This is a genomic window from Paenibacillus diazotrophicus, assembly GCF_042610465.1.
The window spans coordinates 355,967-368,955 of sequence record NZ_JBGJZN010000005.1 but is presented as its reverse complement, the minus strand read 5'-3'; the positions used below and the strand labels follow the sequence as shown (position 1 = coordinate 368,955).

Sequence of the window (12,989 nt, the reverse complement as noted above, 5' to 3'; positions counted from 1 at the left end):
CTGGCCGCTGTTACCGTTCAATATATATTGATATTTGTAAAGACTTACGATTAGCCCTTCATTGCGGAAATCGGAATGAATTTAAGCTTCTTCAGGGAACCATTCTGGAACTTTTTACTTTGTACATAATCAATAAATTCTTTGGTTGCGCCGGTAGGCTGGCCTTTGGTCATATAATATCCGTAAGCCCAGATCTTGTACGAACCATTGATGACATTATCCGAAGTTGCTGCAACACCATTGAACTTCACAGCTTTGATGTCGCTGCCGCTAACATAGACAAGGTCGATGTAACCGATAGCGTTAGGAGTTGTAGCCACAGCTGTTTTCATGTCGCCGCTTGATCCGGTTTCTTTGTAGTTTTTCTCTTTTTTCGTAATATCTCCGCCAGCCAATGCTTTAGCCTGATAGTTAACACGTGTACCGGAACCGAAGGCACGGGTAACTACCACAATGTTGGCATCCGAACCGCCGACCTCTTTCCAGTTCGTGATTTTGCCGGAGAAAATACCTTGCAGTTGCTCGGTGGTGAGGTTGTCTACACCCACATTTTTGTTAACAATAGTGGCAAAAGGGATCACTGCTACTTTGTTGGCTACTTGTCCGTCAAAAGCTTTGAAGCCCGGTACGTCCATGCTTGCATCCCAGTCGCATGCGCCGATGTCAGCAATGCCCTTCTTTACGGCTTGCGGACCAGTGACGGAACCTTTACCGGAAGCAGCGATCTTGACTTTTGGATGCAGCTTCTGGAATTCCTTAGCTGCCTGCAATGTCAGCGGAAGCAATGCGGTCGATCCGTTGACGGTGATTTTTCCCTTAAGTGAATCTGCAGCGGCCGCAATTCCGGCAAAAGATGCAGTTACCGCGATAACTGCGGTCAAAGCTGTGACTGTTAATTTTTTGAAAACCTTCATGAACAATTTCTCCTCTCGGCGTTTGCGCCGTTATATGATGTGGGTGTTGCCTTAGTCGTTTATTTGGAGAGCTGGATCGCTTTGCCGTTCTGAATCAGAAGCACTTTACCATCGCTGACAACCGCAAGCTTGCTGCCGTCTTTGGATACGGCTACTTCAGAAACATCTTCAGCAGTGTGGAATAGAACTGTCTTGCTGCCATTCGCATCAATGGAATAGATAGATGTGCTTCCGTCTGCTGCCGTACCGGAGACGATCAGGCCACTCACTACGCCGGTAGACCACGAAGCTTCCACATCAAGAGCGATGTTGGTAATTGTACCGTCAACTCCGATAGACTTCAGGGTATTGGCTGCATTGCCATCCGGATCCGCGCTCAGGTACACTACTCCGCCGTTAGCCAGAATTTCCGGATACAGTTTATTATCCAGTGCAGTAGTCAGAGCTACAGGCTTCGCATCTTTAGTAGTGAGGTCCAGCTTATACAGCTGTTCGCCGGCTTTGCTGTAATCTACAGTAAGCGAATCTTCGGTGCTGTCGGTATCATTCTTGGCGACCCCGGTTACGTTAACAATGTAGACAACGCTTTTGGCATCCGATGACAGACGCAGTTCCGATTTGTTCTCTACTTTATCTTCAAGCAGAGTTTTGACGGTTCCTGTATCTACTGACATTTGAGCAATCTTCTCCTGCTTATCGCCTTGAATGAAGTAGAGGGTCTTGCCATCTTGAGACCAGACCAGATCCGTCTTCACGCTGGTGTCGGTCCCAAGTGAGGATATCGCTCCGCTAACAAGATTGATCAGCTTCAGTTGGCCTGTCTCATCGGTGAAGGCACCCCAGTTCTGATCAGCAGAAACTGCGAAATCCAGCGCGCTATCATTAGAAGAGAAAACCTCATAGTCGCCAGGGAAAGTACGGAATTTGAACAGCTGTGCTGTATCGGAATCGCTTTTATCCGCAATAATACTTCCGTCAGCACTAAAGTGCAGAGTATCGAATTGGCCTTCCGGACGGGCAAAGCTCAGGATCGTGTGGTCATCAGCCTGCAGTTCCCCGCCAAGCGAAGTAACCAGCTTAGTCAGTTCTACATAGGCTTTACCGTTATAGATAACAGGAGCTACGGTGAATTGCTGTGCCGCACCATCTACTTGATAGCTTTTTGCACCTGCCTGAATTACTACATTATGTAACCCCTTGCTGTCATTCAGTTCAAAACCGCTGCTGCCCAAGATCAGCTTGGCGCCAAGCTCTCCTGCCACTTGACTTAGCGAATACAGCTTATACCCGCCCTTATCAATGGTGCTGAGGGTCACCGGCGTTCCGTTCACAGTCCAGGTTGTACTGCCTGCCTTGACTGCTGCGGTTGTGACGGCGGCAGCATTAGCACTGCTGCTTGTTGCCAAAATACTTCCCGCTCCTCCTGCTACGAGAAGTGTTGAAGCCAAAGCCGCGCTGAACCATTTACTATTTCTCAATTAGATTCACCCTTTTCCTATAGGTAACTGCTAATGTTATTTTCATCTACGAGTGTCAATTCTGTTCGAGAGGAATGTTATGGAAATATTAACTGGGCAAAGTAAAAAGAATTAACGGCATCAAAGCTGCGAATTTTTACATAAAATAAGACCGCCCCTGAATATTCAAGGCCGGTCTTTAGATAAAATTTCGGTGAATTAGGTTAATTCTCAATCCATGTTACGATAATTTCGGCAGTGCCGGGATCCGAAGCAGAGCTGGTGCCAATAATAGAATAAGAGTAGGCATTGGGAACCTTGCCATTAATAATCAAGTTATTGCTGTCCACAATCTGTGTCCCGCGCTTCAGCGCTTTGTCACTCACATATTTTTGGTAGGTACTGCCAAGCTCGTCCATACTTTCCTGCGTTTCGTAGATCAGCATGGAGGACTTTTTCCCGTGTGCCGTCTCACCCTCTGTAAAGGTAATGCCCGCACCGGCTGGAATCGGCAAATCCCCGGGAAGATACTGTGGCTGATCTACACTTTCTTCTGCCAGAGTGCGGAAATGCCCTCCGTAAGCTTCACTTCCCCCATTGCTGCATGCGCCAAGCCCTGTGGCTGCTGCCAGCACCAGCAAGGGTAGCACACCTTTTATGTAAACCATCTTCCAACCCCTCCTGTATGGACTATAGGATTAGCACCTATACTCATACCCATAATTACCCTGTACTTCCACAGGTTAAAACTAAGTATCGGCTTACCTGATAATGTTTTTCCAAAAAAGAAATTTACTTCAGCAACAGATTGATCTAGAATAATGAGTGAGTACTCACTCATATCTTTGGAATCGAGGAGATTAACATGAACCAAGTGAATCCTGTGATTGCTGTCACTCACGTTCACCGGGCATTCGGCAGTAAAGAGGTACTGAAAGATATTTCACTCCAGGTGAAGCAGGCAGAAACCTTTGGCATTCTTGGTCCTTCCGGCTCGGGTAAAACCACTCTCGTGAAGCTGCTGACCGGCATCGATGAAGTTACCTCAGGAGAGGTGAAGGTGCTGGGTACCCGTGTCCCCCAACTCTCATTACTGCAGCAAATCGGATATATGGCACAATCGGATGCACTCTACACCGAGCTTAGTGCCAAAGAAAACCTGGAGTTCTTCGCATCCCTGTACGGACTTAAAGGCGGAAACCGTACCCGGCGTATCGCTGATGTGATGGAGATTGTTAACTTGCAGGAGCATTTGCGTAAACGTGTGGATCAATATTCGGGCGGAATGAAACGGCGTCTGTCGCTGGCTATCGCCCTGTTACACGAACCGCCGCTGCTCATTCTTGATGAGCCTACTGTGGGCATCGATCCGGTTCTGCGCCAGTCCATCTGGAAAGAGCTGCGGGAACTGAACAGAAAAGGAACCACCATTGTGCTGACCACCCATGTGATGGACGAAGCGGAAAAGTGTGACCGGCTGGCGATGATCCGGGACGGACAACTGCTGGCTGTGGATACGCCGGAGGGACTGCTGCAATCTGCCGGAGCCGTTTCGATGGAAGAAGCTTTTCTATATTATGGAGGTGTCCGGCGATGAGAGTACGTGCAATTACCCTGCGAATCCTGCAACAATTCATTCATGATAAAAGAACCATGGCACTCATGTTCATCGCCCCGCTTCTGGTGCTCAGCCTGATGAGCCTAGTATTCAATGGAGAGGCCTATGAGCCGAAAATCGGTGTCTCCGGCGCTGCCATCCCTTTCACCAGCGCACTGGAATCACAAAACGCCACGGTTATAGCCTACAAGTCAGCAGACCTCGGTAAAGCGGACCTTCAGGAAAGTAAGCTGGATGCCCTAATTACTCTAAGTGGAACGACACCCGAAGTTATGCTTGAGGGGAGCAATCCAACCGCAAACCGTGCGGTGTTAATGGCTTTAACTGCAGCTATACAGAATCTCAACCCGGCTGCTGCCGGACAGAGCCAGGTGCACCCCCAGATCAGCTATTTGTTCGGTGCGGAGGATATGAAGACCATCGACCGCTTTGGTCCGATAATGATCGGTGTCTTTATCTTTTTCTTCGTCTTCCTGATTGCCGGTGTCTCCTTCCTGCGGGAACGGACTACCGGAACACTGGAGCGTCTGCTCTCCACCCCGCTGAAGCGCTGGGAGATTGTACTTGGTTATGTCTGCGGCTTCGGTATATTCACTGTATTCCAGGCGCTGCTCATCTCCTGGTTCTCCATCCAGGTACTCGGCATTATGATGGCGGGAAGCTTCGGCTATGTGTTACTGATGACTCTCCTGCTCTCAATGTCAGCGCTGACCCTGGGCACGCTGCTCTCAGCGTATGCCGCCAATGAACTGCAGATGATTCAGTTCATTCCGCTGATCATTGTTCCTCAGATTTTCCTGAGCGGGCTGTTCCCGCTGGATACCCTTCCTCTGTGGCTGCAGCGTGTCGGACTGGCAACGCCGATCTATTATGGCTCGGACGCGCTGACAGACATCATGATCCGCGGCAAAGGCTGGGACGCCATCGACCTGGATGTCTATGCGCTCATCGGCTTCTCCCTCTTGTTCATGCTGCTGAATGTGCTGGCTCTGCGCAAGCACCGTAAAATGTAAACTTCAAATCCCTTGTGGTAGACTAGGTAGACTATATTGAAGGAAAAGATTCGGAGGATAAACGGGATGGATAAGAACAAAGAGGCAGAGCAGCAAGATCAGGAAGAGTGGATTGCAGAGCTGCTGGCTATCAGTGAAGAACAAAAGATGACACCCAAGCAGCTGGCCATTCTGCAGGCAGGCATAGAGATTTTTTCCGAGAAGGGCTACGCGGCTGCCGCTACCAGTGAAATTGCCCAAAGGGCGGGAGTGGCAGAAGGAACCATATTCCGCTACTACAAGACTAAAAAAGAGCTGCTGCTGTCTATTGTAAGTCCGGCGATGGCCAAAATGATTGCACCTTTCGTACTGCGCAACTTCGGTGGAGTGCTGGATGTTCCTTTTGAGAGCTATGAAGCGTTCCTGCGTGCCTTTATGGTGAACCGCCTGGAGTTCGCACGCAAAAACTTCAAGATTCTGAGGATCTTCGTACAGGAAATCCCCTTTCAGCCGGTTCTCCGGGAACAATTCATTGAAAATGTTATGGGCAATGTGCTGGAACGGGTAACGAATATCACTGACCATTTCAAAGAAAAGGGAGAGGTGGTCAATGTGCCTACCTCATCGATCATACGTTTCACCATCTCCTCGGTTATCGGGTATCTGCTGGCACGGCTGCTGCTCATGCCTGACAAGGAATGGGATGATGAAGCCGAAATTGACCTGACCCTGGAATTCATGCTGCATGGAATCGGCGGTCCAGCACTACAGCGTGGAGAACGACAGTAAATCAACAGTCCGGAAGCAGGCAGCGGGAGTATTGCATTGTCCACAGGAGAATGTAATACTCCCGCTGCCTTTTTGATATGTAATAACAAGCCTTATACTCCACAGAATATTTTGTTTATAACCTAATTCCCTCCAATATCCGATAGTATATAATGATAAATATCATAGCAATTATTATTATCAATACATAAGGAGGGTCTTTAATGAGAAAAGTGAGATTTTTAGCCGCAGGTATGGCCGTTTTTCTGCTGGCTGTCATCCTGCCTTGGGTTGCCAAGGCCGATGCTTCGGATTCGGATGCTACTCTGAGCTCTTTTTATCAGGCAGCGGGTGAACTCTCACCTGCATTTTCCCCGGAGATCACAGAATACACAGTACATATGCGCAGTTCGGACATTGGATATTACGCCGCGGCCAGGCCGGCCAATTCGGGCGCAACTACGGAGTATTCGATGAATGGAAGCTCTTGGACGTCCATTGCTTATTACACCTCAACCGGTTATCTGGCAACCAACCGGGGAAATAATATTTTCCAGTTCAAAATCACTTCATCTGACAACTCGACGACTAAAATCTATACTGTCCAGGTCTATTATCCGCAGACCAATGATGCAGATCTACGGAAATTGAACGTTAGCCCAGGAGGTTTATCTCCTGCCTTCAACTCCTTCACTACTGGTTACACTTTGAATGTTCCTTATTCGGCAAGCAGTCTGGAGGTAACCGCAGAAGCGGATGATCCGGCCGCATCTATGAGAATTAACGGGAACAACGCCCAAGACGGAATCCCTTCCTCTGTCCCGCTTAATGTGGGAAGCAATATGGTGTACATTGATGTCATATCACAGGACCAATCGATCAGTAAGACCTATTCTCTTACCGTCACCCGCGCATTGCCTTCAACCAATGCTAATCTAAGCGCCTTATCCGTCCAAGGTCTCGGCTTGACCCCTTCTTTTCAGTCCGGTGTGACGAGCTACACGTTACCTGATGTCGGTTATGACACAAACATTACTGTCATCCCTACAAGTTCAGATTCCACAGCAACCCTAGGCATTCAAAACAGCCAAGGCGGCTACGATACTATAACCACCGGCTCTACAAGCGTTCCTCTGGCATTAAGCCCGGGAGATCATACGATTGTGCTTAAGGTAACTGCCCAGGATGGGGTCACCGAGAAGCTCTACAGTCTGAATGTTCACCGTAAAAACAACAATGCACTCTTGTCCCAGCTCACTGTCTCCCCAGGGGGACTGAGTGGAAACTTCTCCAGCGTAATAAACACTTATACACTGACTGATGTTACCTCCGGAAGCCTGACGGTAACGCCTGCCCTGTCGGATATCGCTGGCAAGATAGAGGTCAGCGTCAATGGCGGGAGCTATGAGACCAAACCGGATGGGCAGGGTGCAGCCGTCCCTCTGAAAGTCGGCAGCAACACCATCCTAGTTAAGGTGTCTGCCGAGGACTCCAGCTATTCCAACGTCTACAGCCTAATAGTTAAGAGAGTAGCGGATACTACTATAACCCCTGTCTCGGGGAGCTTTGATAAAAATGCCTCCAATTCCGCAGCAGGCCATTATCAGGATGTTCAGGCAGAGCTGACCCTGAACGGCAATCTGCTGAACGGCTTAAAGCTGGGGCAAGCTGCAGTCGACACTAATGCCTATTCAGTGTCGGGTAGCACTTTGACCTTCCATAAAGAGTACCTCTCCACCCTGGCGGCAGGAGAGTATGCCTTTGAACTTGTCACGGATGCAGGCAGCCATCCTGTGTTCACCATAGCGGTGAAGGACACGACACCGCCGGTGCTGGCCGCGCCGACCGCCGGGGATGCGGCGGTTACGCTGGCCTGGAGCCCGGTCAGCGGTGCGACCGGGTACAAGGTCTTCGCCAGCACGGTTCCGGGAACCTACGGAACCGCACTGGCGACCTTGGGCGCAGCTGCCGACAGCTATACGGCAGCCGGCCTCACGAACGGGACGACGTATTCCTTCGTCGTCAAGGCCGTGAATGGAGGCGGCGATAGCGAAGCCTCCGCCGAAGTCAGCGCCACGCCGCGGACGGTCCCTTCAGCACCGGTTATACTCGGCGCCACTGCGGGAGACGGACAGGCGACCATTAATTTTACACCTCCTGCAGACAACGGAGGGAGCGCCATTACCTCCTACGAGATTACAGCTTCACCTGGTGGCAGTATTACAACTGGAACTGCCAGTCCGATAACCATAACCGGATTAGCGAACGGAACAGCCTACACTTTTACCGTCACAGCTATAAACGGAGCAGGGAAGAGTGCTAAGTCTGCTTCTTCCAGTCCTATCACACCTATCGCCCATACCAGTGGAACACCCGCAGCACCGGTGACGCCGGTTGTAACGTCAACACCTGCCGCGGCAGTACCCACCGTATTTATGTATGTTAACGGCAAGACTGTAGATCTGGGCGATATATCCATTCTCCATACGAATAATAGGAATCATTCCATCCTTACCCTGGATCAAGTCAAGCTCGAAGAAATCCTTAATGTACAACCGCCTGGAGCCAAAATCTCCATAGAATTCGGCGGCAACAATTCGGATATACAGACTGTAGAGCTTAACGGACAACTGCTTCAATATTTACAGCAGAGTCAGGTAACTATATCCATGGACAACCGCAGAGCAACATACAGTATTCCCTTACAGCAGATCAGCTGGGATACGATAACAGGCCAACTCGGCGCGAACACACCCGCAGCAGAGATCCGCATCCAAATTGAAATGGCCGCTCCGGACACAAGTCTGGCCAGCACTGCCCAAGCTGCCTCTGCCGAGCATGGCTTCACATTCCTTACCGACCCGCTCGACTTCTCGGTAAAGCTTGTTCACGGGAACCAAACCACCGATCTGTCCGGCTTCAGCACCTATGTCCAGCGGATCTTCACGCTCCCAGTGGGTACAGATATAAGCAATGCTACCGGTATTGTTATTGAACCGGGCGGAACCGTGCGCCATGTCCCTACCCGATTTGTACAACAGGAAGGCGGGTATGCTGCGGTCATCAGCAGTCTCACCAATAGCACCTATGCTGTTATCTCCCACCCGGCGAAATTCAAGGATATGTCCAGTCACTGGGCAAAAGCTGCCGTACATGACCTGGGGGCAAGGATGGTTCTAGAGGGCAACGGAGACGGACAGTTCCTTCCGGACCGTGAGATTACACGCGCCGAATTCGCAGCAATTCTGGTCCGCGGACTCGGTCTAAAAACAGTTGGCGGCTCTTCTCCTTTCACGGATGTGAGCAGCTCCGGCTGGTACAGCAGCGCAGTACAAACCGCCTACCGTCACCAGTTGATCAACGGATTCGAAGACGGTACCTTCCGGCCGGATGCTTCCATCACCCGCGAGCAGGCAATGACCATGATTGCACAGGCAATGCATCTCACCGGTCTTTCAGCAAACCTCAATAGCGGCAGCGCAGCTGAACTTCTGGGAGGCTTCACAGATGCGGACAAAGCTTCCGCGTGGGCGCTGGATAATATCGCCGCCAGCCTTCAGGCTGGTCTGATCTCAGGCCGCAGCGGAACTGAACTTGCTCCCCAAGCACATGTTACAAGAGCCGAGGTAGCCGTGATGCTGCAAAGACTGCTTCAGAAATCCGGGCTCATCCAAGCGAAATAAACATATCACCCGGTCTACGGCCATCCATAACCTGCAGCTATGCGGGTTATGGATGGCTTTTTCGTATACTGCTTTGAAGGCGTACGCACGTTCTGTTATTATGGGAGCTATAGCGATTCAGGACGAAGGATATGTATAAGGAAGTGATCAAGCGGTGAGTTATTATGTACCGGAACGGGTAATCAGGCTGTTATGCGGCAAGGCAGCTTTTGAACAGGGCTCAGAGGATTATGAGGCGGGGAAGGTCCGGCTGGTCTCGGCAGAGGATAACGAAGGACTGGAATATTCAAAGTATCAGGCTATAGTCTACGGGCTGGAGCCTTACGATATCACGCTCACCATAGACAGCGACGGGGATGTGAACGGCAAATGTACCTGCCCCGCATATTACCACGGCGGACCGTTCTGCAAGCATATTGCCGCAGTTCTGGTATCCATCCTTTATACCGGAGATGACGTGGATGGACAGTTATCCGTAACAGGACCGGATACCGCCCGGGAGCAGCATGAGGTATTTACTGGAAAGACAGGCATACTGTTTCCGCGTCAGCTTAACACGACCTCACCAAACTTACCTGATGAATCCAATGACCGGCATCTTGTAAGCAGCATGCTGGGATTGTTCGGGAACAGCCGCCGACGCCCGAGCGGGGCAGGAGCCTATATCGACATCAGAATCCCGCTAGAGCTGGAAATCATCTGCAAACCAGTTTCCTATCATTTTGGCAGCCGCATGCTCGGTATTGAACTGAAAGTGGGTCCGAGACGTCTCTACATTGTTCAGAAAATAAGAGCGTTTCTGGAACACGTTCACCGGGGCGAGCCCTTTGAATTCTCCAAGCATTTCATCTATGACCCTGCCCTGCACAGCTTTAAGAAGGAAGACAATGCAGTGCTGCTGAAGCTGATTGAGATCCTTCAGAATGAACGGGTCTATCGTGACAGTACCTCCTCTTATTCTTCCTATTCCGGAAGCATTGGCGGAGAGCGTGTGCTGGCCCTTCCGCCCTTTTTCTGGGAGTCTCTGCTACCTGTTCTGGAAGCAGCCCCTTCTGTCCATTGGCAGGTTGGCGGCACGGTCACCGCAGGTATTCCCATAGAAAACGAGCTCCCCGCACTAAGCTTTCAGTTTGATGAGGCTGAAGAAAAAGGCTACCGGCTGGACATTCAAGGATTAGCACACATCACGGTCATGGAGGATTACGGGCTAGTGCTGTCTGAACATAAGCTGCTGAAGCTGCCGGCACAGGAATGCATACGTCTCTCCGAGCTGAAGAAGATGCTGGCCGAGTCTAGAACCGACGGGATCATTATCTCCCCCGGACAGATGGAGACTTTTATGGACAAGGTAATTCCCGGCCTCAAAAAGCTGGGACAGGTTCATATCGCTGAAGCGATCGCTGACCGGGTGGTACAGACGCAGCTGCAAGCCAGACTCTATCTGGACCGGGTGCGTGACCGGCTGCTGGCCGGGCTGGAATTCCAATACGGAACGATTGTAATCAATCCGTTGGAGGAACAAACTCGTGACCGTGGTGATGAAGTCATCCTCATGAGGGATATTGAAACGGAGCAGCGGATTCTGGAGCTGATGTCTCATGAGTCTTTTGCCCGGACGGACAGCGGCTATATTATGAACGACGAGGAAGGGGAATATGACTTCCTGTACCATACGATTCCATTGCTTGAGCCCTTGCTGCAGGTATATGCGACCACCGCAGTCAAGATGAGGATGCCTGCTGGCACTTATGTCCCCAAGGCCAGTTTGACCTGGAATGAAAAAACCGACTGGCTTGATTTCAAATTCGGTATGGACGGTATTCCTGAGTCGGATATCGTACTTATACTGAAATCACTGCAGGAAAAGCGCAGATATTACCGCCTGCCGGACGGGGCACTGCTGCCGCTGGAAACCGCCGAGTTCCAGGAGATCATTACTTTGATTAACGAGCTCGGAATGGCGAATACCGATATTCCAGGTGCAGAATTCTCCCTACCTTTAATCCGGGGGCTTCACTTGGATGAAAGTACTGGCAAAGGAGGCACCGATGCGATCCGCATTGGACGCTCCTTCCGCCGGCTTCTAGCTAACATACACAGTCCGGAGAACCTCGACTTTGCGATTCCGGAGACCCTGGCTCCTGTGCTGCGGGATTACCAGCAGTATGGCTTCCAGTGGCTGAAGACGCTGGCTCACTACCGTTTCGGCGGCATCCTAGCAGATGATATGGGACTGGGCAAAACGCTGCAGAGCATCGCCTTCCTGCTCTCAGAGCTGGAGGATATCCGCAAGACCGGGCTGCCTGCACTTATCGTTGCTCCTGCCTCTTTGCTCTACAACTGGCAGAATGAGCTAAAGCGCTTTGCTCCGCAGATCAAAGCGGCTATCGCCGACGGAAACCTGAACCAGCGGAGCCGGACTCTGCGGAATGCGGCAGGCTGTGATGTTCTGATTACCTCCTACCCGCTGCTGCGCCGTGATGTGGAGCTGTACGTCAAACGTTCTTTCCATACACTCATTCTGGATGAAGCGCAGGTCATTAAGAACCATGCCACCCAGACTGCACAGGCGGTAAAAGCATTACAGGCTCGCTACCGCTTCGCCCTTACAGGAACTCCTGTCGAAAATGCGCTGGAGGATCTCTGGTCGATCTACGGCGTCGTATTCCCCGGACTGTTCCCGGGCAAAAAAGCCTTTCACGATCTGCCCCGGGAGACTATCGCAAGGCGAATCCGGCCGTTTCTGCTGCGCCGCCTCAAAAGTGATGTGCTCAAAGAGCTGCCGGAGAAGATCGAGTCCCTTCAGGCCTCCGAGCTGCTGCCGGAACAGAAAAAGCTGTACGTCGCCTATCTCGCCAGACTACGGAAGGAAGCGCTGAAGCATCTGGATAGCGATGGGCTCGGCAATGCGCGGATCAAGGTGCTTGCCGGTCTGACCCGTCTGCGCCAGCTGTGCTGCCATCCTGCACTTTTTGTGGAGGGTTATACCGGTGGATCGGGCAAATTCGAGCAGCTGCTGGAGATCATTGAGGAATGCCGCAGCTCCGGCAAGCGTATGTTGATTTTCTCACAATTCACTGAGATGCTGGGGATGATCAGCCGCGAGCTGGGCTTACAGGGAATTTCTCATTTCTATCTGGATGGTCACACTCCTGCTGCAAAGAGGGTTGAACTGTGTGGACTTTTCAATGAGGGGGAACGTGACCTGTTCCTCATATCGCTCAAAGCAGGCGGTACGGGTCTGAATCTGACGGGAGCAGACACTGTCATTCTCTATGATCTGTGGTGGAATCCCGCAGTCGAACAACAGGCCGCTGACCGGGCACACCGGATCGGACAAAAGAAGGTAGTGCAGGTGATCCGGCTAATCGCTCAAGGCACAGTAGAAGATAAAATGTACGAGCTGCAGCAGAAGAAAAAGAATTTGATCGATGAAGTCATCGAGCCTGGGCAGGAAGCCTTATCTTCCCTAACTGAGCAGGATATCCGCGAGATTCTGATGATCTGATCTTTTACCTAGGCAGAATCAATCTCAAGGGCACAATCTGCCTATTATT

8 protein-coding genes are annotated in these 12,989 nt (G+C 51.0%); 5 read left to right on the top strand and 3 right to left on the bottom strand.

Annotation, left to right across the window (positions count from 1 at the left end):
• Positions 1 to 50 precede the first annotated feature (50 nt).
• The 3 genes from ACAN54_RS20630 to ACAN54_RS20620 form a co-directional block, all read right to left on the bottom strand.
• Complete coding sequence (locus ACAN54_RS20630; RefSeq protein ID WP_379159683.1) at positions 51 to 914, bottom strand: phosphate ABC transporter substrate-binding protein; 864 nt, start codon at positions 912 to 914, stop codon at positions 51 to 53.
• A gap of 59 nt (positions 915 to 973) precedes the next feature.
• On the bottom strand, positions 974 to 2,392 hold the full coding sequence (locus ACAN54_RS20625) for a TolB family protein (protein WP_379159680.1): 1,419 nt from the start codon (positions 2,390 to 2,392) through the stop codon (positions 974 to 976).
• 203 nt (positions 2,393 to 2,595) lie between these two features.
• A complete protein-coding gene (locus ACAN54_RS20620; protein ID WP_379159677.1) occupies positions 2,596 to 3,039 on the bottom strand; it encodes a hypothetical protein in 444 nt (147 codons plus the stop codon).
• 197 nt (positions 3,040 to 3,236) lie between these two features.
• Here ACAN54_RS20620 and ACAN54_RS20615 point away from each other — a divergent pair, with 197 nt between their 5' ends.
• From ACAN54_RS20615 to ACAN54_RS20595, 5 genes are all read left to right on the top strand, one after another.
• Positions 3,237 to 3,968: an ABC transporter ATP-binding protein gene (locus ACAN54_RS20615; RefSeq protein WP_379159674.1), complete on the top strand. Its 732-nt coding sequence runs from the start codon at positions 3,237 to 3,239 to the stop codon at positions 3,966 to 3,968.
• Positions 3,965 to 5,002, top strand: a complete 1,038-nt coding sequence (locus tag ACAN54_RS20610) for an ABC transporter permease (RefSeq protein WP_379159671.1) — start codon at positions 3,965 to 3,967, stop codon at positions 5,000 to 5,002. The genes ACAN54_RS20615 and ACAN54_RS20610 overlap by 4 nt, the downstream gene beginning before the upstream one ends.
• 66 nt (positions 5,003 to 5,068) lie before the next feature.
• A complete protein-coding gene (locus tag ACAN54_RS20605) occupies positions 5,069 to 5,770 on the top strand; it encodes a TetR/AcrR family transcriptional regulator (protein WP_379159668.1) in 702 nt (233 codons plus the stop codon).
• Positions 5,771 to 5,973: 203 nt separating this feature from the next.
• Positions 5,974 to 9,432, top strand: a complete 3,459-nt coding sequence (locus ACAN54_RS20600) for a cadherin-like beta sandwich domain-containing protein (RefSeq protein WP_379159665.1) — start codon at positions 5,974 to 5,976, stop codon at positions 9,430 to 9,432.
• Positions 9,433 to 9,586: 154 nt separating this feature from the next.
• Entirely contained in the window at positions 9,587 to 12,940 is a 3,354-nt protein-coding gene (locus ACAN54_RS20595; protein WP_379159662.1) for a DEAD/DEAH box helicase, read from the top strand.
• Positions 12,941 to 12,989 lie beyond the last annotated feature (49 nt).

Bases quoted from the DNA above. Each gene is read 5' to 3' on its own strand.
- ACAN54_RS20610 (WP_379159671.1), top strand. From the start codon at position 3,965: ATGAGAGTACGTGCAATTACCCTGCGAATCCTGCAACAATTCATTCAT.
- ACAN54_RS20615 (WP_379159674.1), top strand. From the start codon at position 3,237: ATGAACCAAGTGAATCCTGTGATTGCTGTCACTCACGTTCACCGGGCA.
- ACAN54_RS20620 (WP_379159677.1), bottom strand. From the start codon at position 3,039: ATGGTTTACATAAAAGGTGTGCTACCCTTGCTGGTGCTGGCAGCAGCC.
- ACAN54_RS20630 (WP_379159683.1), bottom strand. From the start codon at position 914: ATGAAGGTTTTCAAAAAATTAACAGTCACAGCTTTGACCGCAGTTATC.
- ACAN54_RS20600 (WP_379159665.1), top strand. From the start codon at position 5,974: ATGAGAAAAGTGAGATTTTTAGCCGCAGGTATGGCCGTTTTTCTGCTG.
- ACAN54_RS20605 (WP_379159668.1), top strand. From the start codon at position 5,069: ATGGATAAGAACAAAGAGGCAGAGCAGCAAGATCAGGAAGAGTGGATT.